A 22,086-nucleotide genomic window follows, 5' to 3' on the forward strand; every position below is an offset into this window, starting at 1 on the left:
GATTGCTTGACAAGCGTGTCTTGTCCAGAATAGCTGACCTGTGATGGTTCCCGCAGCTTTGGGTGCGGGATGAAAATGGGAATACGGTGCGGCCCCCGGAATATCGGAACAGGCCAAGTCCGTAACTGCCCCCGCAACTGTAAGCGGAGAGCGACGCCAAATCACCACTGGCCCGAGAAGGCCGGGAAGGTTGGCCAAGCAACGACCCGCAAGTCAGGAGACCTGCCATCACCTGTGAAACCAACCCGGGACGGGGCGTCCTGGAAGGAGGATTGATGGCATATTTGCGCCCTTTGGGGACTGGCACTTTCGACACGGGCGTTCTGCGCGTTGAGGGTGGCAATGACCCGCAACGCTGATCACTTTGTGCTGATCTGCTCGACCTGCCAGGGTGAGATCGAAGCCAGCGCCGCCCAAATTCTGCTGGACGCGTCGCTGCCAGACGGGTTCGCTACGCGACTGATCCCGTGCATGGCAGGATGCGAACGTCCCATGGCCATCGGTCTGCAAGCCGAAGGCAAGGCGCAATACCTGTTTGGCGATATTCAAAGCACCGCCGATCTGGATGCGATCGCCACCTTCGCCCATCAGTACCGCGACAGCGAGAGCGGTTGGACCAGCGCAACGGATCGCCCCCCCGCCTTGCTGTTCAAAACTCTAGCACGTCTGCCTCGTCTTCCAAAGGCGGGTAAGGCATGAGCTTTCTGGTCGCGGAGAATCTGGAATACTACGCCCTGAATGGCGATGTGTTGCTACAAGGCGTCTCGTTCTCTTTGGAAGAAGGGGCGATCCTTGCCATCGCCGGTCCGAACGGTGCCGGCAAAACAACGCTGCTGAACCTGCTCTGTGGGGTCGAACGTCTGGCGCTGGGGGACGTACGGATCAACGGTCAAAGCCTGCGCAGCCTGTCTGCGCAGGAACGCGCCAGGACCATTGCGGTTGTTGGTCAGCAGGAACTGCCCGATGGCCGCCTAAAGCTGCGCGACTACGTTGCGCTGGGTCAGATTCCCATTCAGAGCGACCGCTCGGCGGAAGACCACAAGATGGATCTTGCGCGCGTTCTACGCACGACCGAGCTGACCCATCTGGCGGACAAGCCGATGCAGCGGCTCTCCGGCGGCGAACGCCAACGCGCTCATATCGCGCGTGCATTGGCGCAGAACCCCTCGCTGTTGTTTCTGGACGAGCCCACCAATCATCTGGACCCCGATGCCAAGGGGCACATGCTGTCGCTGGTGGCCGAGCTGGGCGTGACGGTGGTGATGATCGTGCATGACCTTGTCATGATCCCGGAATTCGCCAGCCATGTCGCGCTGATGAAATCCACACGCATGACGGGCTTTGGGCCAGTCGACCAGATACTAACGCCGGATCATGTGCGCGACACGTTTGGTGTTGACTACCTGTGCTTCCAGCACGAAGGGCGCGTGATCCCGGCGCTGGATATCCGAAAACGAACGCTTTCATCTTAACAGGAGACATTGATGAAACAGAAAATTTGGTCAGCTTTGATGATCACCGGCTTGGCCAGCGGCGCGGCGGCCCATGAAGTAACCGTGGACAATTGCGGCGAACCGCTGGTGTTCGACGCCAAGCCGGAACGGCTGGTTGTGCATGACATGAACATGACAGACATGGCCTTTGCGCTGGGCCTGCAAGAACACATCGTTGGCCTGACCGGTATCACAGGTTGGTATAAGACCAGCCCTGATTTCGATAAGCTGCGCGGTGACATCCCGGAACTGGCGCCGAAATACCCAACCGTCGAAAACCTGGTTGCGGCCGAGCCCGATCTGTTCTTCGCGGGCTGGTATTATGGCATGAAGCCCGGCGGCGACGTGACCCCGGACACTCTGGCCCCGTTCGGCATCAAGACAATGATCCTGACCGAAAGCTGCGTGCATCTAGACAAGGACCGCCCTGAGGCCAGCATGGACCTGCTGTTCAACGATGTGCTGCGTCTGGGTCAGGTCATGCATGTCGAGGAAAAGGCCGAGGAACTGGTAGCAGGCTGGAAAGAACAGCTGTCTGCCATCGAAGCCAAGACCGCCGATCTGGCCAAACCCCGTGTATTCTTACTGGACGGCCCGGCAGATGCGCCCTTTACCGCTGGCAAATTCGCCATCCCCGATGCGATGATCGCAGCGGCTGGCGGCGAAAACGTCACCCATGATATGGACACTAGCTGGGGCCGCACCTCGTGGGAAGCGGTTGCTGCATCGAACCCGGAATTTCTGGTGCTGCTTGACTATCAGACCGGCAACGGGGCAGAGGACACGTTCAAGTTCCTGCAAGAGCACCCAGTGATGTCCCAAACAGATGCGGTCAAAAATGAACGCTGGATCGGTCTGCGTTACGAAGAGTTGACACCGGGACCGGCAAATATCGACGCGATCCAGAAGATGGCGGATGCGATGCACCCGACGGCGACCAACTGATATGGTCCAGACGGGCCGGATAGTTGTGCTGGGGGCGGTCGTTCTGACCGCCCTTTTGCTGCTGTCGACAGTCTACGGTACAACCCCGATCCCGGTGGCGGATGTCATTGCCGCCATCGGCCTGGGCACAGGTCTGTCAGAAGGCGAGATGTCGCCGCTGCATCGGATCGTGTTTGATCTGCGCCTGCCGCGTGCGCTGTTCGCCGCTGTCATCGGTGCGGGGCTTGGTGTTGTGGGGGTGGTTCTGCAAACCACCACGCGCAACGACTTGGCCGACCCATTTCTGTTCGGTCTCTCGTCGGGCGCGGCTGCGGGCGCTGTTCTGGTCATCACGGTCACCGGCGATGTGCTGGGCATATGGACCCTACCGCTGGCTGCGTTTTGCGGCGGCCTGATCGCATCAGGCATCGTGCTGGCCTTGGTCCAGGGGTTGCGCACAAGTGCACCGGAAAAACTGATCCTGGCGGGGCTTGCCGTGTCTTTCCTGTTCTCCGCCATCACCAACTATCTGATCTTTTCCGGAGACAACCGCGCCGCCCATTCGGTGATCTTCTGGATGCTGGGCGGACTGGGCCTTGCCCGGTGGGAGACGTTTCCACTGGTCTTGATCGGGCTGGCCCTGATCCTGGGCTATGCACTCTATCGCAGCCGCTGGCTTGACGCCCTTCTGACCGGAGATTTCACCGCCGCCACGTTGGGTATCCCGGTGCAGGGCCTGCGCTTTCGTATGTTCTTTGTTGCAGCCCTCGCCACGGCAAGCTTCGTGTCAGTCGCGGGTGTCATCGGTTTTGTCGGTCTGATGGTCCCTCATATCGCGCGTGGAATAGCGGGAACGCTCCATCGCAACCTGTTGATCACCTCGGCCATTGTGGGGGCCATCCTGCTGACCGCCTCTGACATTGTGTCCCGACTGTTGCTGGCCCCTCAGGAGTTACCAGTCGGCATCGTGACCACATCGATCGGGTCGCTTTTCGTATTCCTGTACCTGTTCAAATCGGCGCGAAACGTTTGACCTAATGCGTTCCACGCGGGACGAAAAACGGATCGATCATAATGGTTTCGCTTTGCTTGCCCGGCTCTGCCAGCCTGCGTTCAAGCAACGCAATAACTTGATCAACCGCATCATCAATGGGGTTGTTGACGGTACTGAGATCGAAATTTGGCCATCTGGCCATTTCGATATCGTCAAACCCGATCAGTGAAAGATCACCCGGAACGTCCAAACCTAACTCACGCGCGGCGGTCAGCGCGCCGATCGCACTGGCGTCGTTGGCACAGACCAACGCGTCCAACTTGTGCTCGGCAAACAGTTTCAGCGCTATCTCGTGCCCAGTCTCGACAGTGAAATCCCCTGTGGCTTCGGCAATCAGCTTTAACCCCGCTTTGTCCAAAACACCGATCACACCCAATCTACGCTCGGCCGATGACGAGAAACTGGGGGCGCCACCCAGATACCCAAACCGTGTGCGCCCCTTGTCGACCAGCACCTGGGCCGCAAGCCCCGTACCGTCGGCATTGCGGCAACAGACATTGTCGACACCCGGTGCCTGGACGATTCGGCCTGTGGAAATCATCGGCACACCGAACTTGGTGCACCGCGTGACCAATGCGCGCGGCATGCTGCCACCGCGCAGGATCAAGGCGTCCAAAGGATAACGCAAAACCTGTTCGATCGCGTCTTCTGCACGCTGATCCCCGCCATCGATGAGAATCGGCCATTTGTTCAAAGCGTTCAGTTTTCCGACCAAGGCGCTCACGAATTCGGAATCATATGTACTGCGCATATTGCCGACAAAGACGGCCACCAGATGCGAGCGCCCGTCCTTCAACCCGGCAGCCAATGCATTTGGCTGATAGCCCATTTGATGGGCCACTTTCTCGATGATTTTTCTTTTGCTTTCATCAAGATACGCACCTGGCGTAAAAGCGCGTGAAACCGCTGAACGCGACACACCAGCCGCATCTGCAACGGCTTGCGCGGTCACCCGGCGGCGCCTATCGGCAGGTTTATCATGATCCTGAGCCACGCCCATCCTGTCCTTCGATTTGGTAGAATTTGTCAATATTGCTAGAAATCTTTCACTGAACTGTCATACGTTAACAGTATGTGACCACGTGTGCAGAATCCACGCGTGACACGTGATGCGGGTCGGAGGCTGCGCGTGAGACACGCCGCAGGGGGGCCCTGCAAAACAACCTGGCAGAAACCTGCCATCGGGTGCTTCGCTGCAAATGCCCGAGACCGAACCGGAGGATCAAAATGACCAACCTTAAGTTCTGCGCAACTGCTGCCGCCGTCGCCTTTACCGCGACTGCAGCCTTTGCCGAAACCGAAATCACCTGGTGGCACGCAATGGGCGGCCAGCTGGGCGAGACCGTCAACAAAATTGCAGAGGATTTCAACGCCTCGCAGGACGAATACAAAATCACTCCGGTCTACAAGGGCAGCTACGAAGAAACGCTGACCGCCGGTATCGCTGCATTCCGCGCGGGCGAACAACCCAACGTCATGCAGGTGTTTGACGCCGGTGCCGCCACAGTGATCGGTGCCAAGGGTGCGACCATCCCAGTTCAGGACCTGCTGGCCAACAATGGCGTTGATTTCGACATCAATGACTATATCGCTGGCGTGCGCTACTTCTACGCAGACAGCGATGGCAAGATGATCGGCATGCCGTTCAACTCGTCAACACCTATCATGTACTACAACGTAGACGCACTGGAAGCCGCAGGCGTTACACCCCCGAAGACATGGGAAGAGTTCCAGTCCACCACCGCTCCGGCGCTGAAAGAAGCAGGCTATATCCCGCTCAGCCAGTCGCACCTGCCCTGGATCTTCACCGAAAACTTCATGTCGCGTCATAACCTGCCGTTTGCGACCAACAACAACGGCTATGACGGCACCGACACCGAAATCCTGATCAACAACGACGCCATCAAGGCCCATTTCCAGGCTGTGAGCGACTGGAAAGAAAACGGGTTGTTTGAATGGTACGGCACCGGCTGGGGCGACAATGCCAAGCCGTTCGAAGAAGGCAAAGTTGCCATGTGGCTTGGGTCTTCGGGCTCGTTTGGCGGCCTGCTGCAGAAAGACCTGCCATTTGAGTTCAGCGCGACCGAGCTGCCCTATTGGGAAGCCGTAACAGCCGAGCCGACACAGACCTTCATCGGTGGTGCGGCCCTGTTCGCCATGGCAGGCAAGTCGGATGAAGAAAACAAGGCAACGGCCGAGTTCTTCAACTTCCTGACCGCGCCTGAAACCCAGTATTTCTGGCATCAAGAAACCGGTTATGTGCCGATCACCGAAGCTGCATACGAAGTCGCCAAGAAAGACGGCCACTATGACCGCTTCCCGGCAGCCGAAGTTGGCGTCAACCAACTGTCCGCTAAGGCTGGCGACAACACCAAAGGCTACCGCATGGGCTTTTACGTCCAGATCCGCGACATCATGAACCGCGAATATGGCCGTATCCTGACCGGTGAAACCGACGTGGAAACCGCGTTCCAGAACATCGAAGCAGAAGCCAACGAATTGCTGGCCCGCTTTGCAAAGACTCAGGGTTAATCCCTGGGATCACCCCCAGGATGGTCGCGCCTTCGGGTGCGGCCATCCCCCATTTCTGCAACTGGAAGACCTATGAAACGCGCGGGTTTTGATAATATCTGGCTTCCTGTGGCTTTGCTGCTGCCACAGTTGATGATCATCGCCATCTTCTTTTACTGGCCTGCTGGATGGGCGCTGCAATCGTCCTTCTTTCTGCAAGACCCTTTCGGATTTGGGTCAACCTTTGTCGGGGCCGACAACTATACGTCGTTAATTGGCAATGATCAGTATAAGCGCATTGCCTGGTTCACGATTGTCTTCTCGGTTCTGGTTACTTTCTTCTCACTGGCCATCGCGCTGCTGCTGGCGGTCAAGGCCGATAAGGTTCTGCGCGGCGCCAAGACCTATCGAACCCTGCTGATGTGGGTCTACGCGATTGCGCCGCCGGTTGCCGGGTTTCTGGGCATCCTGTTCTTTGACCAAAGCACCGGTCCAATGACCAAGTTCTTCCAGATGTTTGGCTGGGATTTCAAACTGGGCGTGGACTATAACGCCACCGCGACCGCGATGATCATCGTATCGGTCTGGAAGCAAATCCCGGTCAATTTTATCTTCTTCCTTTCGGGCCTGCAATCGATCCCGCGCTCGGTGCGCGAGGCAGCAATGATCGACAACCGCTCGGCCACGGGGCGATTCTGGCAGGTCACCTTCCCTTTGCTCGCCCCCACCGCGTTCTTCCTGCTGATCATCAATATCACCTATGCGCTGTTCGACACGTTCGGCGTGATTGACGCGCTGATGAAGGGTGAGCCGGGCAATAATCCGATGACCCTGGTCTATAAGGTCTATCTGGACGGGTTCCGAGGCAACGACCTGGGCGGCTCTTCCGCGCAATCCGTCATTCTTATGGGTCTGGTTCTAATCCTGACCGTCTTTCAGTTCCGGCTGGTTGAACGCCGGATCCACTATACCTGAGGGGGCGAACCATGGCTGATACCACCCTTGAAACGACCGAAATCGCCCACCGCCCCCGCAAAATCCGCTGGGAAACCATCGGTGATCACTTTGTGCTGATCCTGGGATCATTGCTGATGATCCTGCCACCCTTGCTGGCGCTGACCACAGCCAGCCATGATGCCGTGACCATCCACCGACAGGGCATTCAGGTGGGCCTTGGTGACGATCTGGGCAAGAACTTCCACGCCGCCATGTTCGAGAAAGGCGGATTTACCCAAACCGTTGACGGCACATTGATGCTGATGAATTCGTTTATCCTGGGCATCGGCTTTGCAGTCGGCAAGATCATCATCTCGATGATGGCCGCCTATGCCATCGTCTATTTCCGTCTGCGCTTTGCCACGCTGGCCTTCTGGGTCATCTTTACCACCCTCCTGCTCCCGCTTGAGGTACGAATTCTGCCGTCGTATGAGGCGATCCAGAAGCTGGGCCTGACCAACACCTACACCGGCCTGATCGTTCCCCTGATCGCGTCGGCCACCGGTACATTCTTCTTCCGACAGTTCTTTATGTCCGTCCCCGAGGAATTGGCCGAGGCTGCGCGGATCGATGGTGCAGGTCCGTGGAAGTTCTTTGTCGACATCCTCGTTCCACTCAGCCGGACGATGATCGCGGCGATCTTCATCATCATGTTTGTCTTTGGCTGGAATCAGTATCTGTGGCCAACGCTGATCACCACAGATGAAAGCTTCTTCACGCTGGTCCGGGGCATCAAACAGATCGTGCTGACCTATACTGACAGTCAGATCCCCGAGCATGGACAGGCGCTTGCGCTGGCTATCGTTGCGATGATTCCGCCGGTGGCGATCGTCATCTTCTTCCAGAATTGGTTCGTCAAGGGCCTCACAGAATCCGATAAATAAGGAATACGCGCATGGCTCAGGTATCATTAGAGGGCATCCGCAAGGTCTATCCCAACGGCTTCAAAGCGGTTGAGACCACCAGTTTCACCATTCAGGATGGCGAGTTCGTCGTTCTGGTCGGCCCTTCGGGATGCGGCAAATCCACTCTGTTGCGCATGATCGCGGGGCTGGAGGATATCACCGAAGGGACGCTGAAAATCGGCGACCGGGTGGTCAACAACGTGGACCCGGCAGACCGGGACATCGCGATGGTGTTCCAGAACTACGCTTTGTATCCGCATATGACTGTCCGCAAGAATATTGGCTACGGGTTGAAGAACCGCGGCACACCCGCGTCCGAGATCGCAGCCAAGGTCGAAGACGCCGCCAAGATGCTGAACCTGACCGAATATCTGGATCGCAAACCGGCGCAACTGTCCGGTGGTCAGCGTCAGCGCGTCGCCATGGGCCGCGCCGTGGTGCGCGATCCGGCGCTGTTCCTGTTTGACGAACCGCTATCCAACCTCGACGCCAAGTTGCGCAACCAGATGCGGATCGAAATCAAGGCCCTGCAACGCCGCCTTGGCACGACGGCCGTCTATGTGACCCACGATCAAGTCGAGGCCATGACCATGGCAGACCGCATCATCGTGCTGAACGCTGGCCAGATCGAACAGATCGGCACGCCTTCGGAGATCTATCACAACCCGGCCTCGACCTTTGTCGCCTCGTTCATGGGTGCGCCGCCGATGAATTTGATTGAGGCACAGGTCGATCAAGGCCAGGTGCGGATCAACGGCTATGACGGGATCATGACCGCTCCCGCTTCGGCCAACGGGCCGGTGACACTCGGCATCCGACCCGAAGATATCGAACTGGATGGTCAGGGTTCCGTGCCGTTTCAGGTGGATATCCTTGAAGAACTGGGCGCGCATCGGTTGCTGCACGGTCAGCTTGGTGGCCAACCCTTCACCGTTCTGGTCAGCAAGGATCACACGGCCCAAACAGGCGAGACCCAGATCACCCTGAAACCCGACGCGCTGCGTCTGTTTGATGTGGAAACAGGAAAAGTCATTTGATCACAGACGTTTTGGATGTGCTTCCCGCTGTGACACCGGATCAGCGGGCAAGCATCCTGTCCGCCCCGCGAACCGCTGCGGCGCATCGGAAGTTGCTGCACGATATTCCGGCAATGAACGCGCTGCAGCTTGGTGGGCAGGCGCAGGCCTCCACTTTGCCCGCGCAGTTCATTGTGGCCGCATGGAATGTGGAACGCTGCCTGTTCCCCGAGGCAACCGCCGCGCATCTTGGTCAGATCAGCCCCGATGTTGTTCTGCTGTCCGAGGTCGATCACGGCATGGCACGCACCTCGCAAAGACATACAACCGAGGCGATGGCAGATGCCCTTGAAATGGTCTACGCCTTTGGGGTCGAGTTTCACGAGCTCGATCTGGGTGGCCCGACCGAGCGCCATTTCTGCAAAGACGACTTCAACACGCTGGGATGGCACGGCAACGCGATCCTGTCTTCGGTGCCATTTGAACGCACCGCCCTGATCCGGCTGGACGATCATGGCCACTGGTTTTCCTGCGACGAAGGTGCCGCAGATCCCGACCAGCCGCGCGTTGGTGGCCGAATGGCCATTGCTGCTGTTTTGCCAACGGAAAGTGGCCCCGTTTGCGTCGTTTCCACCCATCTGGAAAGCAACGCCGACGCAGCGCATCGCCACACGCAGTTCGATGTCTTGCTAGGTGCTATCGACAGCTTCGCGCCGGGACTGCCGGTTCTGATCGGTGGGGATTTGAACACCGGTAACCACCTGCCGCCGGATTTTAACTGGCAGAACGAGAGTCTTTTTGGTCTGGCCGAAACACGCGGTTATAATTGGGGTTTCACAATCGACGGAACGACCACGCGCCCCAGCCTGATCACCCCACATCCTCAGCGTGTGATGAAGCTGGATTGGCTGGCAGGTCGCGATCTGCGATGTGAAGAGAAGGGGCTTTTGACCTCGATCTCGGATGAGGGAACACCGCTTTCCGACCACGATTGCGTCTGGTGCCGCGCGGCGCTGTCGTCGGTCTGATCACTTGAGCCGGGCCTGGCTCAGCCCGGCTCTCTTGCATGTGATCAATCCAGAATACCCGGCAAACGCAGCCCATGTTCGCGGGCGCACTCCTTGGCGATGTCATACCCCGCATCCGCATGGCGCCACACGCCGGATGCCGGGTCATTCCACAGCACCCGCTTAAGACGTTTTGCTGCTGCGTCGGTGCCGTCAGCACAGATCACTACGCCCGCATGCTGGCTAAAGCCCATACCGACCCCTCCGCCATGGTGCAGGCTGACCCAGGTCGCGCCCGAGGCCGTATTGACCAGTGCGTTCAGCAACGGCCAATCCGACACTGCGTCCGAGCCATCTTTCATCGCCTCAGTCTCGCGGTTGGGCGAGGCGACTGAGCCACTGTCCAAATGGTCCCGACCAATCACCACGGGTGCTTTTAACTCCCCGTTCCGAACCATTTCATTGAAGGCCAATCCGGCCTTGTGACGATCACCCAATCCGATCCAGCAGATACGCGCTGGCAGGCCCTGGAAGGCGATCCGCTCCTGCGCCATATCCAGCCAGTTGTGCAGATGGGTGTTCTCGGGGAACAGCTCCTTCATCTTGGCGTCGGTTTTGTAGATATCCTCCGGATCACCCGACAGCGCGCACCAGCGGAACGGACCGATGCCTCGGCAGAACAAAGGGCGGATATAGGCGGGCACGAAACCGGGGAAGGCAAAGGCGTTCTCCAGACCTTCATCCTGCGCCACTTGCCGGATGTTGTTGCCGTAATCCAAAGTCGGAACGCCTGCATTCCAGAAATCGACCATGGCGGCGACATGTCGCTTCATCGACGCGCGTGAGGCTTTCTCGACAGCCTTTGGATCGCTTTCGCGCTTGTCCTTCCACTGCGCCATGGACCAGCCGATGGGCAGATAACCGTTGACCGGGTCATGTGCGCTGGTCTGGTCGGTGACGATATCGGGACGCATGCCACCGGCACGCATCCGCGCGTAGATCTCGGGGAATATCTCGGCGGCATTGCCCAGCAGGCCAACCGATTTGGCCTCACTCGCCTTGGTCCAGCGGTCGATCATCTCAAGCGCCTCGTCCAGCGTCTCGGCCTTTTCATCCAGGTATTTGGTGCGCAGACGGAAATCGATACTGTCCGGGTTGCACTCGACCGCCAGACAGCAGGCACCGGCGAATACAGCGGCCAGCGGCTGCGCGCCCCCCATGCCGCCCAGACCCCCCGTTAGAATCCACTTGCCGGTCAGGTCGCCGTCATAATGCTGACGCCCGGCCTCGGCAAAGGTCTCATAGGTGCCCTGAACGATGCCCTGCGTGCCAATGTAAATCCACGAGCCAGCGGTCATCTGGCCGTACATCATCAAACCCTTCTTATCGAGCTCGTTGAAATGATCCCAGTTGGCCCAATGCGGCACGAGGTTTGAATTGGCGATCAGCACCCGAGGCGCATCCGTATGCGTCCGCACAATGGCCACCGGTTTGCCGGATTGCACCACCAGCGTCTCATCTTCCTCAAGATCCTTGAGACTGGCGACGATGGTGTCAAAATCCTTCCACGTCCGTGCCGCGCGGCCAATGCCACCGTAGACCACCAGCTCATGTGGGTTCTCGGCCACATCCGGGTGCAGGTTGTTCATCATCATCCGCAGGGGCGCCTCGGTCATCCAGCTTTTGGCGTTCAGCTCAGACCCGGTGGGCGGATAGATATCACGGGTGTTTTTGCGAGGGTCGGTCATCGGGCAAGCTCCAATGCAGTGTCGTGGATAGCGTCGAGTAGGTCTTTGAGCCAACGTCGCAGACGGTCGGCTTTTTGGGTGTCATAGCTCCATGGTGCCGTTTCGGCGCGCAGATAAGTGGACTGGGCCAGTTCCATCTGGATGGCGTGCAGCCCCTCGGCAGGGCGGCCATAATGCCGGGTGGTCCACCCGCCTTTGAAACGTTCGTTCAGGACGGTGCCATAGGGGGACGAGGCGGCAAATTCATGGGCAATGGCCTCAATCTGCGGCGCGCATGTGACGCCGCCATTTGTGCCGAGATTCATGTCTGGCAGAGTGCCGTGGAACAGGAACGGGATGTGGCTGCGGATCGAATGGCAGTCATACAATACCGCCACCCCGTGGATCGCCTTGACCCGCGCCAGCTCAGCCTCAAGGGCGGCGTGATACGGCGCGTGGAACATCGCCCTGCGTTCGGCGATTTCAGGCTCGGACGGCGGCTGATCCCAGATGCCGTGGCCGTCAAAATCCGTAAGCGGCACCAGCGTTGTTGTATTCTGACCGGGATAGAGCGACACGCCCGCCGGATCGCGATTGGCATCGATCACATAGCGATGGAATGTGGCACGCACGATCGTGGCATCGGGGATCAGCCCATCATAGAGCCGGTCAATATGCCAGTCGGTGTCTGCCAGCCCCCTGCCCTGGTTGTTCAGCTTGGCTTCGATCTGAGGCGGCACATAAGTGCCAGTATGAGGCAGGCCCAGCACGATGGGGCTGTCGCCTTGAGTGACCGCAACTGGATCAATCATGCGCCCAGTTCCGGCATATCGACGCCTGTGTTGTGTGCAATCTCACCACTGGCAATCAGTCTATAGGCTACCTCGATATCGGGCGCGGTATAGCGGTCCTCACCAAGCGGCGGCACTAAGGCGCGCAGCCGCGCCATCACGCCCTGCAAGGTCTGGCTGGTGGGCAAAGGCGCGCGGAACTCGACCCCTTGCGTGGCGCATAACAATTCGACACCCAGAATACGTTCCAGATTGGTCACCATCTGCCCCAGGCGCCGCGCGCCATGGGCCGCCATGCTGACATGGTCCTCCTGATTGGCCGAGGTCGGTGTGCTATCCGTCACACAGGGGTTGGCCAGATGTTTGTTTTCACTCATCAGGGCCGCCGTGGTGACCTCGGCGATCATCAGGCCCGAGTTCAGACCCGGATTGGGTGTCAGGAAGGGCGGCAGATCAAAGCTGAGTACCGGATCGACGATCAGCGCGATACGGCGTTGGGCAATCGCCCCGATCTCGGCCACGGCCAGCGCGATCATGTCAGCAGCAAAACCCACCGGTTCCGCATGGAAGTTACCACCTGAAACGATCAGACCAGCCTCGGACAGGACCAGAGGGTTATCGGTGGCTGCATTCGCCTCAATCTCAAGCGTCACAGAGGCCTGACGCAGCACATCCATCGCCGCGCCGACGACCTGTGGTTGACAGCGAATGCAATACGGGTCCTGAACGCGCGTATCGCCCTCGCGGTGGCTTTCGCGGATCACCGATCCAGCCAATAGCGCGCGCATGGTTGCCCCTGCTTCGATCTGGCCGCGATGGCCGCGCAGAGTGTGGATCTCGGGCTGCAAGGGCGCAGTCGATCCCATGATGGCATCGGTGGTGAGCGCCGACGTGACCAACGCGCTTTGCGCCGCCTGCCATGCCCCAAACAAACCCGCCAGTGCAAACGCGGTCGAAAACTGGGTGCCATTGATCAGCGCCAGACCTTCTTTCGGGCCCAGTTCCACCGGCGTCAGACCGGCAGCCGCCAATGCCGGACCGCCCGCCATGACCTTACCGTCAAACTCTGCCTCACCCGCACCCATCATGACCGCCGCCATATGCGACAACGGGGCGAGATCGCCCGAAGCACCCACGGACCCCTGCGCGGGGATCACCGGGGTTACGCCCTTGTCCAGCATCGCCTCCAGCAGATCGATCAGTTCCAGCCGCACACCAGATGCGCCGCGACCGAGGCTGAGCAATTTCAGCGCCATCATCAGCCGCGCATGCGCCCGCGGGATGGCAGGCCCAACGCCACAGCAATGCGACAGGATCAGGTTGCGCTGCAGGGTCGCCGTATCCTCAGCTGCGATCTTCACGCTGGCCAGTTTCCCAAAGCCGGTATTGACCCCGTAAACCGCCGCCTCACCCGCCGCCGCATCGGCAATGCGGGCATGAGCAGCTTCGATATCAGGCCGGCACGCCGGGTCCAGCCTGACAGCGCATTCTTTGCGATAGACCTGTTCCAGCTGCGCCAGTGAGACTGCGCCGGGCGTGAGCGTCAGGGTTGTCAAACTGCACCTCCGATGATGCGGGCATGAAGCGGGTTAAATCCGATACGATAGGCCAGCTCGGCCGGGTGGGCCACATCCCAAACCGCCAGATCTGCGCGCAAACCGGGGGCAATCTGGCCGCAGTCCTTCAGCCCCAAGGCACGGGCGGCATGGGTGGTCACACCCCGCAATGCCTCTTCGGGTGTCATGCGGAACAGGGTGCAACCCATATTCATGGTCAACAGCAACGAGGTCATCGGAGCCGAGCCAGGATTGCAATCCGTTGCCAGGGCCATCGGCACATTGTGTTTGCGCAGCAAGTCGATGGGTGGGGCCTGCGTCTCGCGCAGGGTGTAGAAGGCGCCGGGCAGGATCACACCGACGGTGCCCGCCTGGGCCATGGCGAGCGCCCCGTCTTCGTCCAGATATTCAATGTGATCCGCCGACAGAGCACCATTTGAGGCTGCCAGCTTAGCCCCGCCTAGATTGGACAACTGCTCGGCATGGAGTTTGATCGGCAGGCCAAGCTCCTGCGCCGCATCGAATAAAGGCACCAGCTGGTAAGGTTGAAAGGCAATGCCCTCACAGAACGCATCCACCGCATCCACCAGCCCTTCGGCTTGGGCCGCACGCAGCGTCGGGATACAGACCTCGGCAATATAGGCGTCGGGGCGTCCGTTATACTCTGCTGGCACAGCATGTGCACCCAGAAAACTGGTCACAACCCTCACTTGACGATGCTGCGGCAATGCACGGGCGGCGCGCAGCATGTTCAGTTCGGTGTCTCGATCCAGCCCATAGCCTGATTTAACCTCGATTACCGCCACACCTTCGCCCATCATGGCGTCCACGCGCGGCAAGGCCTGCGCGATTAGATCGGCAACGCTGGCGGTACGGGTTGCAGTCACGGTCGAAATGATACCGCCACCCGCGCGCGCAACCTCTTCATAGCTGGCCCCGTTCAGGCGCATCTCAAACTCAACCGCGCGATGGCCGCCATGCACCACATGAGTGTGACAATCGATCAACGCAGGGGTTACCAATCGACCTTCGAGCGCGCGCTGAGGCAGTGCCGCATAGGCATCTGGCACATCCGCTCGCGGACCAACCCAAGCGATTTTTCCCGCCTGAACGGCAATCGCGGCATCGTCAATCAACCCATAGGCATCCGCGCCTGACATCGTCGCGGCACGCAAATCAATCAAAAGATGATCCTGGGGCTGCATGGGACTCTCACATCACAATTTCTCTCTTTTCCAGTATATGCATTTATGTTTATTGTCTATCCATATTTAGGAGAGTCTCATGACTGCCGTTTTCGCACAGAACGCCTTGCTGGGTTCGGGCTGGGTCCGAAATCTGAGGGTGCAGATCAAGGATGGAAGGATCAGAACGCTAACGCAGGACACCACGCCGCAAGCTGGCGACTCGTGTGTCGACACTCTGCTGCCTGCGCTTTCCAACCTGCACAGCCATGCGTTTCAACGCGCCATGGCCGGGATGACCGAATACCGGCTCGCAGGGCGCGACAGCTTCTGGACGTGGCGCGATCTGATGTATCGCTTTACTGCACATTTGAACCCGGATCAGGTTCAGGCGATCGCAGCACTTGTCTATCTGGAGATGCAAGAGGCCGGTTATGCGGCAGTCGGCGAATTCCACTACTTGCATCATCAGCCGGATGGCCAACCCTATGATCACCTGGCTGAGCTAAGCGACCGCATCATGGCTGCCGCCGAAGAAACAGGCATCGGCCTGACTCATCTGCCCGTGCTCTATACCTATGCAGGCGTCGGAGGGCACCCTTTGGAGCAAGGCCAGAAACGGTTTGGCAATGATGTTAATCGGTTCTGCGCACTGGTCGATCAGGCGCACGCGGCGGCCACGAACCTGCCCGGTGATTGCCGGGTTGGCATCGCCCCACACTCTTTGCGCGCCACCAGCCCGCGCGATCTGGCAGAAGTCCTGCAGGCGCAGGGCCAGGGCCCAATCCATATTCATATAGCAGAACAGCCCAAAGAAGTGGCCGAAGTACAGGCCGGGCTAGGCGCCCGCCCGGTCGAATGGTTGCTGGCCAATGCTCCGGTTGATGCCAACTGGTGCTTGATCCACGCCACCCATATGACCGATGCCGAAACACAGGCCATGGCCCGGTCCGGCGCTGTGGCCGGGCTGTGCCCGGTGACAGAGGCCAATTTGGGCGACGGGCCTTTCAATGGCCCAAGCTTTCTGGCAGCGGATGGTGCATTTGGCGTTGGCTCGGATTCGAATGTGCTGATCTCATTGACCGAGGAATTAAGGACACTGGAGTACTCGCAACGCTTGCGCGATCTGTCACGCAATGTGTTGGTGACGGGCGAAGGATCGGTCGGGCAGTCGCTGTATTCCAAAGCCGCTTTAGGCGGGGCGCAAGCGCTTGCCCGTGATGCAGGGCAGATCGCACCGGGTAATCTGGCTGATCTGGTCGCCATTGACAGCCAGCATCCGTCGCTTTGCGCGCTGCGGCCTGATCAACTGTTGGATGGTTTGGTATTTGCCGCCAAAGATCATGTTGTCACTGACCTGTGGTCCGCAGGTCGACATCAGGTTCAAAGCGGGTGGCATGTTCAACGTGACAGGATCATCGCGAACTACCGCAACGCGATGCGCACCCTTTTGGCTGCGCTTTAGGCAATTGACGGCCAAATTCTCTGCCTATGCAAATACACAGACATAAATTACTTATGAATATCACTAAGGACCGAACAAGCTGTGAGCGCACAAAAGAACATGGGATTTCAGGATATTCGGGATGAGGTGCTGAACCGCATTCAAACACGCATCTGGCCACAGGGCAGTCTGTTACCAACCGAACTGGAACTCGCGGCCGAGTTTGGCTGTGCCCGCGCCACTGTCAACCGTGCCCTGCGCGAACTGGCCAATGAGGGCATCATCACGCGTCGGCGCAAAGGTGGTACCCGTGTTGTGACCACCCCAGTCAAACAGGCAAAACTGCCGATCACCGTGGTACGCCAGACCATCGAGGATATGAATGCGGAATACCGCTATGCTCTGGTCAGTCGCAATATGATCAACTGCCCACCCTGGCTGCAGGCCAAGCTGGGGCTGCAAGAGGGGGCACAGGTGTTGCATCTGAACTGCATGCATCACGCGGACAACCGCCCTTTTCAGTTCGAAGAACGCTGGATCAACACGGATACGGTGCCCCATGTGGTCGATCAGGATTTTCTGACTGTCGGCCCGAACGAATGGCTTTTATCCGAAATTCCGTTCTCAAACGCAGAAATCGCATTCTCTGCGGTACCTGCCGCGGGCCAGCTACAGGAGTTTCTGTCAGTGCCGCACGGAACGCCTCTGTTTCAGTTGGAACGCACCACTTGGTTTCAGAACAAACCCGTGACCTTTGTCAGGATGACATTTCATCAGGGCTATCAGATGCGGACAAAATATTGATGCCGGTTTAGCTTTCAGGCTCCGTAGCGCGCAAGGAACATATCGACCGCGTGCAATGCAACCTCATCAATCTCGTCCTGACTGAACTCTTTCTGGATCCCGAAAGCGGCACGCAGCCACAAGCGTACCTTACATAGTTCAGCAAACTGTTCTGCGGCAATCTGAATATCCTCGATCGCCAGCTCGCCCTTGGCCACAGCCTTATCCAGATACTCGGCCATCCTGCGTTGCCCGTTTTGTGGCCCGGCCTCATAAAACGCCCGGCCCAATTCAGGGAAACGATCACGTTCAGCAACGCAGACCCGGAAGACCTGTTGGTTGAAATCGGAAACAAAAAAGCTGACCAACTGAGTTGCCGCAATCGTCAGAACCTCACGTACGGGTTTGGTCTCATCGACCATGGCGATAACGCGCTCTGCCATCCGGCTGCACTCGGTCTGCGCCACTTCGACAAACAGCAGGCGCTTATCGGGAAAATAGCTGTACAGCGTTGCCTTTGATACGCCCGCCGCCCGAGCGATATCATCCACACTGGCCCCTTCAAACCCATCCGCCATAAAAACCTCTCGGGCCCCGCTCAGAACCTGTTCAAATTTTCGGCCTGTGCGCAGGATCGTAGCGGTCTGGGTCATGTCGTCTCCTAGTCTGATGTGCTCCGAGTTTATAAACCGTTCAGTTTAGATACAAGGATTCTCGGCATGCTCAAGTGAATTGACCTCACAATTCTGTTGAAACACTTCCTTGCACGACCCGCTTCACTAAGGGCGGCAAACCAAATGTCCGTACTTGCGACGGGCCGAAACCATGTTAGGACAGGCCATGGTCGAGATCTTTCTGCGCACCCTGCCCTTCTTTGCGATCATCGGCCTGGGCTATTGGGCCGGACGCAGCCGGTTTTTCAGCGCCGAAGCCACGGCTTATCTGACCAAATTTGTGTTCTTCTTTGCCCTCTCGGCGATGCTGTTTCGCTTTGCCGCGACCCTGCCATTTGCTGAGATCTTCAATGGTCGCCTGATCATTGGCTATCTGATCGGGACGCTGGCCGTTTATCTGATTGCGACCTTGATCGCCTGGTTCCGAGGGTTGGACATCCCCACAGCAGCGGTCGAGGCACAATGCGCCGCAATCGGCAATGTCGGGTTTCTGGGCCTGCCGATGCTGGCGTTACTGCTGACCGAAGCTGCTATTGGACCGGTAATGTTGGTTCTGGCCGTTGATCTTGTGGTGTTTTCCTCGCTCATCGTGATCCTGATCAATGGGGGGCGAGATGGTAAACTGACCCCAGCCACTCTGCACCTGATTGGAGTAGGGCTGCTCAAGAATCCCATGATCGTGTCGATTTCCGCCGGTCTGATATGGTCCGCCTTTCAGGTACCAGTCCCAGGTCCGTTGAACGATTTTCTAACCATTCTGGGCGGCGCGGCAACGCCCGGCGCGCTGTTTGCAATCGGGGCGTCTCTGGCTGGCAAATCTGCCGAGCGCATTCAGGTCGCTGCCTGGTTGAGCTTTTGTAAACTGGTAGTCCACCCGGCCTGCGTCGCGATTGCGGTACTCTGGCTGGTGCCCATCGACACGTTCCCGGCTGCCGTAGCAATTGCCGCCGCCGCCCTGCCAGTGGCGGGCAATGTCTACATGCTGGCCGCCCATTATGGCGTCGCACCCCATCGCGCCTCGGCAGCGATCCTGTTGTCGACCGTAGCCAGCATCCTGACCGTACCGCTTGTAATTGCTTGGGTCACTGCGCTCTGATTTTCATCCTTTAAAAAATACGTGCGCCGAACGCACCCGGGCTTTACGTGAAGCCCTTGGATCGTTAGCCCTTAGCCGACCCTAATGCGAGGATAAGACCAGATGGAAACCGTTTCGGAGAACGCCTGTTTCGGTGGCGTGCAAGGCGTCTATCGCCATGCGTCAACAGCTTGCCAATGTGATATGACCTTTGGCCTGTTCCTTCCAGCCGAGGCAAAGGACGGCCCGGTTCCGATCCTGTGGTATCTATCCGGCCTGACCTGCACCCATGAAAACGCGATGACCAAAGCCGGGGCACAGGCCTGGGCAGCCGAGCAAGGGATTGCAGTTATCTTCCCTGACACCTCGCCCCGTGGCGAAGCCGTGGCCGATCACGAAGACTACGATCTGGGTCAGGGCGCCGGGTTCTATGTGAATGCAACGCAATCCCCATGGGCCCCGCATTTCAACATGTGGGACTACGTAGCCGAGGAACTGCCCGCCCTTCTGGCCGAGAACTTCGCCATCGACATGGATCGTCAGGCCATCACCGGTCACTCAATGGGTGGCCATGGTGCCCTGACGCTGGCGATGAACCTTCCGGGACGGTTCCGCTCGGTTTCAGCCTTTGCACCGATCTCGAACCCAACCGGTGCGGATTGGGGTCGCAAACAGCTGGCTGCTTATCTGGGTGAGGATGAAGGGCTTTGGAAAAAGCACGATGCATCCCTGATGATGAAAGAGGTTGGGTTTGACGGCCCGATCCTGATCGACACAGGCGCAAATGACCAATTCATTGATCTGCTGCGCCCCGAAGCTTTGGCCACTGCGATTGCAGAACGCCGCCAGCAGGCCACCTATCGCCTGCAAGCGGGCTATGATCATTCCTATTTCTTTGTCTCTACCTTTATGGAAGACCACATTACCTTCCACGCCGAAGCGCTGTACGGAGAGTAACGCATGAGCAAATATGACTACGACCTGATCATCATTGGGTCGGGCCCTTCGGGGCGGTCTGCGGCAATCCAGGCAGGTAAGCTGAAGCGTCGTGTGCTGGTGATCGACCGCAAAGACCGGCTTGGTGGTGTTTCGGTCCACACGGGCACGATCCCATCCAAGACCCTGCGCGAAACCGTGCTGAACCTCTCTGGTTGGCGTGAACGCAGTTTCTACGGTCGTTCCTACCGGGTCAAAGACCAGATCCGCGCCGAGGACCTTAAGGCGCGTCTGCACATGACACTGGATCATGAAGTTGACGTGTTGGAACATCAGTTCAACCGCAACCATGTGGAAACCCTGAACGGGCTGGCAACATTCACTGGCCCGCACGAGATCGAAGTCGCGACGGATGCGGGCGAAAAAACCCGCCTGACTGCAGCCAAATTCCTGATCGCGACCGGAACCAAGACCTATCGCCCCGACTATGTACCGTTCAACGGCAAGACCGTTGTGGATGGCGATGATTTTCTGGAAATGGCAGAGATTCCACGCTCACTGATCGTGATCGGTGCCGGGGTGATCGGCGTGGAATACGCGACCATGTTCTCGGCCCTGGACGTACGGGTCACGTTGATCGAACCACGCGACAGTTTCCTGGATTTCATTGACAGCCGCCTGATCCATGAATTCACCCATCAGATACGCGAAAACGGTGTCGATCTGCGCCTCGGCTCTGCTGTTGAGACAATCGAGGATGCGGGTGAACATGTCGAGGTCACGCTGGACAACGGTCGCCATGTTCGGGCCGAAATGCTGCTGTTTGCCGCCGGTCGCATGGGCGCAACTTCTGCCCTGAATCTGGACGCGGTCGGGCTGGAGACAGATCATCGCAACCGGATCAACGTGGATCGCAAATCCTATCAAACCGACGTGCCACATATCTATGCAACAGGTGACGTGATCGGGCATCCGTCACTGGCCTCGACCTCGCTGCAGCAGGGCCGTGTCGCCGCGTGCCATGCGCTGGAAACGCCGACCCTGCCGGAAAGCCCCTGGTACCCTTATGGCATCTACTCGGTGCCCGAGATTTCCACCTGTGGCATGTCCGAAGAGGAATTGCAGGAGCGCGGCATTCCCTACGAGGTTGGCGTGGCGCGATTCCGCGAAACCTCGCGTGGGCATATTATGGGGTTGGAGCATGGCATGCTGAAAATGCTGTTCTCGCTGAAAACCCGCCGGGTTCTGGGCGTTCAGATTGTCGGCGAAGGCGCGACCGAGTTAATTCATATCGCTCAGGCTGTGCTGAACCTGAAAGGCACAGTTGACTACTTCGTGCAGAACACCTTCAACTACCCAACGCTGGCCGAAGCCTACAAGATCGCCGGTCTGGACGCGTTCAACCGGATGCCGATCCCGGAAGAATTCAAGGTGAAGAAGAAACCTCCGGCAAAAGAGGCCAAGAAGGCGTGACAACGCTCTACATCGATGGCGATGCCTGCCCGGTGAAGGCCGAGGCCGAGCGGGTCGCAACCCGCCACAAAGTACCGATGGCGCTGGTCTCGAATGGCGGGCTGCGGCCTTCGGCAAACCCGTTGGTGCAGGTGGTCATCGTCTCAGAAGGGGCCGATGAAGCCGACAAATGGATTGCCGAGCGTTGCGGGCCGGGCGATGTGGTGGTGACCTCCGACATCCCGCTGGCCGCAAAATGTGTTGACGCCGGGGCCCGCGTGCTACGCCCCAATGGTGAGGCCTTCACAGCCGCCAATATTGGCCAGCAATTGGCCATGCGCGACCTGATGGCCGATCTGCGCGCGGCTAACCCTTTGGGTACAGGCGGCGGTGGCAAACCCTTTGGCAAAGTGGATCGGTCCCGATTTCTGGATGCGCTGGAACGGGAACTCAGGGCTGCAAAACGGGCATAAGGCTCCCGCCCGGCGGCGACGCATCCCAGATGCATCTTCTCCGGTTGGACCAGGCAGCGCTGCGCGCTGCGGTTGGTGCTTGAAT

21 protein-coding genes and 1 riboswitch are annotated in these 22,086 nt (G+C 58.6%); of the genes, 15 read left to right on the forward strand and 6 right to left on the reverse strand.

The window, feature by feature from the left end; all coding sequences use genetic code 11:
* Positions 1 to 27: 27 nt before the first annotated feature.
* Positions 28 to 244, forward strand: a riboswitch (cobalamin riboswitch).
* 98 nt (positions 245 to 342) lie between these two features.
* Genes ACR0DH_RS07305 through ACR0DH_RS07320 form a run of 4 tightly spaced genes read left to right on the forward strand, consistent with a single transcriptional unit; the run spans position 343 to position 3,450 of the window.
* The gene (locus ACR0DH_RS07305; protein WP_480852347.1) at positions 343 to 699 is read left to right on the forward strand and encodes a DUF1636 family protein; all 357 of its coding nucleotides are present in this window, start codon (positions 343 to 345) and stop codon (positions 697 to 699) included.
* Positions 696 to 1,472 (forward strand): ABC transporter ATP-binding protein, encoded by a 777-nt coding sequence (locus ACR0DH_RS07310; protein WP_480852346.1) that lies wholly within the window; start codon positions 696 to 698, stop codon positions 1,470 to 1,472. Before ACR0DH_RS07305 ends, ACR0DH_RS07310 begins: the two co-directional genes overlap by 4 nt.
* Before the next feature lie 12 nt (positions 1,473 to 1,484).
* Positions 1,485 to 2,438: an ABC transporter substrate-binding protein gene (locus ACR0DH_RS07315; protein ID WP_480852345.1), complete on the forward strand. Its 954-nt coding sequence runs from the start codon at positions 1,485 to 1,487 to the stop codon at positions 2,436 to 2,438.
* A 1-nt stretch (position 2,439) separates the two neighbouring features.
* Positions 2,440 to 3,450 (forward strand): iron ABC transporter permease, encoded by a 1,011-nt coding sequence (locus ACR0DH_RS07320; protein WP_170534819.1) that lies wholly within the window; start codon positions 2,440 to 2,442, stop codon positions 3,448 to 3,450.
* 1 nt (position 3,451) lies between these two features.
* Here the strand turns inward: ACR0DH_RS07320 and ACR0DH_RS07325 are convergent, their stop codons facing one another.
* Positions 3,452 to 4,471 (reverse strand): LacI family DNA-binding transcriptional regulator, encoded by a 1,020-nt coding sequence (locus ACR0DH_RS07325; protein WP_480827104.1) that lies wholly within the window; start codon positions 4,469 to 4,471, stop codon positions 3,452 to 3,454.
* A 227-nt stretch (positions 4,472 to 4,698) separates the two neighbouring features.
* Between ACR0DH_RS07325 and ACR0DH_RS07330 the strand changes: the two genes are divergently transcribed.
* The 5 genes from ACR0DH_RS07330 to ACR0DH_RS07350 all read left to right on the forward strand — a co-directional run bounded on the left by ACR0DH_RS07330 (position 4,699) and on the right by ACR0DH_RS07350 (position 9,927).
* On the forward strand, positions 4,699 to 6,003 hold the full coding sequence (locus ACR0DH_RS07330; RefSeq protein ID WP_480548012.1) for an extracellular solute-binding protein: 1,305 nt from the start codon (positions 4,699 to 4,701) through the stop codon (positions 6,001 to 6,003).
* 72 nt (positions 6,004 to 6,075) lie between these two features.
* A complete protein-coding gene (locus ACR0DH_RS07335) occupies positions 6,076 to 6,957 on the forward strand; it encodes an ABC transporter permease subunit (protein WP_170534813.1) in 882 nt (293 codons plus the stop codon).
* A gap of 11 nt (positions 6,958 to 6,968) precedes the next feature.
* Positions 6,969 to 7,862 carry an ABC transporter permease subunit gene (locus ACR0DH_RS07340; protein ID WP_480548013.1) on the forward strand — a complete coding sequence of 298 codons (894 nt, stop codon included), beginning with the start codon at positions 6,969 to 6,971 and terminating at the stop codon, positions 7,860 to 7,862.
* 11 nt (positions 7,863 to 7,873) lie between these two features.
* Positions 7,874 to 8,920, forward strand: coding sequence for an ABC transporter ATP-binding protein (locus tag ACR0DH_RS07345; RefSeq protein WP_480548014.1), 1,047 nt, complete (start codon positions 7,874 to 7,876; stop codon positions 8,918 to 8,920).
* The gene (locus ACR0DH_RS07350) at positions 8,920 to 9,927 is read left to right on the forward strand and encodes an endonuclease/exonuclease/phosphatase family protein (protein WP_480548365.1); all 1,008 of its coding nucleotides are present in this window, start codon (positions 8,920 to 8,922) and stop codon (positions 9,925 to 9,927) included. Before ACR0DH_RS07345 ends, ACR0DH_RS07350 begins: the two co-directional genes overlap by 1 nt.
* Before the next feature lie 44 nt (positions 9,928 to 9,971).
* On the opposite strand, the gene hutU is transcribed toward ACR0DH_RS07350, so the two are convergent.
* From hutU to hutI, 4 genes are read right to left on the reverse strand one after another with little or no spacing between them, the layout of a single operon-like run.
* Positions 9,972 to 11,654: a urocanate hydratase gene (hutU, locus tag ACR0DH_RS07355; protein ID WP_480548015.1), complete on the reverse strand. Its 1,683-nt coding sequence runs from the start codon at positions 11,652 to 11,654 to the stop codon at positions 9,972 to 9,974.
* The gene (gene hutG / locus ACR0DH_RS07360) at positions 11,651 to 12,445 is read right to left on the reverse strand and encodes an N-formylglutamate deformylase (RefSeq protein ID WP_480548016.1); all 795 of its coding nucleotides are present in this window, start codon (positions 12,443 to 12,445) and stop codon (positions 11,651 to 11,653) included. The genes hutU and hutG overlap by 4 nt, the downstream gene beginning before the upstream one ends.
* Complete coding sequence (hutH, locus tag ACR0DH_RS07365) at positions 12,442 to 13,980, reverse strand: histidine ammonia-lyase (protein ID WP_480548017.1); 1,539 nt, start codon at positions 13,978 to 13,980, stop codon at positions 12,442 to 12,444. Before hutH ends, hutG begins: the two co-directional genes overlap by 4 nt.
* Positions 13,977 to 15,185, reverse strand: a complete 1,209-nt coding sequence (hutI, locus tag ACR0DH_RS07370; protein WP_480548018.1) for an imidazolonepropionase — start codon at positions 15,183 to 15,185, stop codon at positions 13,977 to 13,979. The genes hutH and hutI overlap by 4 nt, the downstream gene beginning before the upstream one ends.
* Before the next feature lie 79 nt (positions 15,186 to 15,264).
* Here hutI and ACR0DH_RS07375 point away from each other — a divergent pair, with 79 nt between their 5' ends.
* Together ACR0DH_RS07375 and ACR0DH_RS07380 are read left to right on the forward strand one after the other, a co-directional pair.
* Positions 15,265 to 16,629, forward strand: coding sequence for a formimidoylglutamate deiminase (locus tag ACR0DH_RS07375; RefSeq protein ID WP_480548019.1), 1,365 nt, complete (start codon positions 15,265 to 15,267; stop codon positions 16,627 to 16,629).
* An 81-nt stretch (positions 16,630 to 16,710) separates the two neighbouring features.
* Positions 16,711 to 17,412: a UTRA domain-containing protein gene (locus ACR0DH_RS07380; protein WP_480548020.1), complete on the forward strand. Its 702-nt coding sequence runs from the start codon at positions 16,711 to 16,713 to the stop codon at positions 17,410 to 17,412.
* 14 nt (positions 17,413 to 17,426) lie between these two features.
* Here ACR0DH_RS07380 and ACR0DH_RS07385 read toward each other — a convergent pair whose 3' ends face one another.
* On the reverse strand, positions 17,427 to 18,044 hold the full coding sequence (locus ACR0DH_RS07385) for a TetR/AcrR family transcriptional regulator (RefSeq protein ID WP_170534794.1): 618 nt from the start codon (positions 18,042 to 18,044) through the stop codon (positions 17,427 to 17,429).
* A 187-nt stretch (positions 18,045 to 18,231) separates the two neighbouring features.
* On the opposite strand from ACR0DH_RS07385, the gene ACR0DH_RS07390 reads away from it, so the two are divergent.
* The 4 genes from ACR0DH_RS07390 to ACR0DH_RS07405 all read left to right on the forward strand — a co-directional run bounded on the left by ACR0DH_RS07390 (position 18,232) and on the right by ACR0DH_RS07405 (position 22,001).
* Positions 18,232 to 19,161: an AEC family transporter gene (locus ACR0DH_RS07390; protein ID WP_480544005.1), complete on the forward strand. Its 930-nt coding sequence runs from the start codon at positions 18,232 to 18,234 to the stop codon at positions 19,159 to 19,161.
* Positions 19,162 to 19,263: 102 nt separating this feature from the next.
* Positions 19,264 to 20,097, forward strand: coding sequence for an S-formylglutathione hydrolase (gene fghA / locus ACR0DH_RS07395; protein WP_480548021.1), 834 nt, complete (start codon positions 19,264 to 19,266; stop codon positions 20,095 to 20,097).
* A 3-nt stretch (positions 20,098 to 20,100) separates the two neighbouring features.
* On the forward strand, positions 20,101 to 21,549 hold the full coding sequence (gene sthA, locus ACR0DH_RS07400) for a Si-specific NAD(P)(+) transhydrogenase (RefSeq protein WP_480548022.1): 1,449 nt from the start codon (positions 20,101 to 20,103) through the stop codon (positions 21,547 to 21,549).
* A complete protein-coding gene (locus ACR0DH_RS07405) occupies positions 21,546 to 22,001 on the forward strand; it encodes a YaiI/YqxD family protein (RefSeq protein WP_480548023.1) in 456 nt (151 codons plus the stop codon). Before sthA ends, ACR0DH_RS07405 begins: the two co-directional genes overlap by 4 nt.
* Positions 22,002 to 22,086 lie beyond the last annotated feature (85 nt).

It is taken from the genome of Ruegeria sp. I1, from assembly GCF_056532675.1.

Bases quoted from the DNA above. Each gene is read 5' to 3' on its own strand.
- ACR0DH_RS07305 (WP_480852347.1), top strand. From the start codon at position 343: ATGACCCGCAACGCTGATCACTTTGTGCTGATCTGCTCGACCTGCCAG.
- ACR0DH_RS07310 (WP_480852346.1), top strand. From the start codon at position 696: ATGAGCTTTCTGGTCGCGGAGAATCTGGAATACTACGCCCTGAATGGC.
- ACR0DH_RS07315 (WP_480852345.1), top strand. From the start codon at position 1,485: ATGAAACAGAAAATTTGGTCAGCTTTGATGATCACCGGCTTGGCCAGC.
- ACR0DH_RS07320 (WP_170534819.1), top strand. From the start codon at position 2,440: ATGGTCCAGACGGGCCGGATAGTTGTGCTGGGGGCGGTCGTTCTGACC.
- ACR0DH_RS07325 (WP_480827104.1), bottom strand. From the start codon at position 4,471: ATGGGCGTGGCTCAGGATCATGATAAACCTGCCGATAGGCGCCGCCGG.
- ACR0DH_RS07330 (WP_480548012.1), top strand. From the start codon at position 4,699: ATGACCAACCTTAAGTTCTGCGCAACTGCTGCCGCCGTCGCCTTTACC.
- ACR0DH_RS07335 (WP_170534813.1), top strand. From the start codon at position 6,076: ATGAAACGCGCGGGTTTTGATAATATCTGGCTTCCTGTGGCTTTGCTG.
- ACR0DH_RS07340 (WP_480548013.1), top strand. From the start codon at position 6,969: ATGGCTGATACCACCCTTGAAACGACCGAAATCGCCCACCGCCCCCGC.
- ACR0DH_RS07345 (WP_480548014.1), top strand. From the start codon at position 7,874: ATGGCTCAGGTATCATTAGAGGGCATCCGCAAGGTCTATCCCAACGGC.
- hutU (WP_480548015.1), bottom strand. From the start codon at position 11,654: ATGACCGACCCTCGCAAAAACACCCGTGATATCTATCCGCCCACCGGG.
- hutG (WP_480548016.1), bottom strand. From the start codon at position 12,445: ATGATTGATCCAGTTGCGGTCACTCAAGGCGACAGCCCCATCGTGCTG.
- hutI (WP_480548018.1), bottom strand. From the start codon at position 15,185: ATGCAGCCCCAGGATCATCTTTTGATTGATTTGCGTGCCGCGACGATG.
- ACR0DH_RS07375 (WP_480548019.1), top strand. From the start codon at position 15,265: ATGACTGCCGTTTTCGCACAGAACGCCTTGCTGGGTTCGGGCTGGGTC.
- ACR0DH_RS07385 (WP_170534794.1), bottom strand. From the start codon at position 18,044: ATGACCCAGACCGCTACGATCCTGCGCACAGGCCGAAAATTTGAACAG.
- ACR0DH_RS07390 (WP_480544005.1), top strand. From the start codon at position 18,232: ATGGTCGAGATCTTTCTGCGCACCCTGCCCTTCTTTGCGATCATCGGC.
- fghA (WP_480548021.1), top strand. From the start codon at position 19,264: ATGGAAACCGTTTCGGAGAACGCCTGTTTCGGTGGCGTGCAAGGCGTC.
- sthA (WP_480548022.1), top strand. From the start codon at position 20,101: ATGAGCAAATATGACTACGACCTGATCATCATTGGGTCGGGCCCTTCG.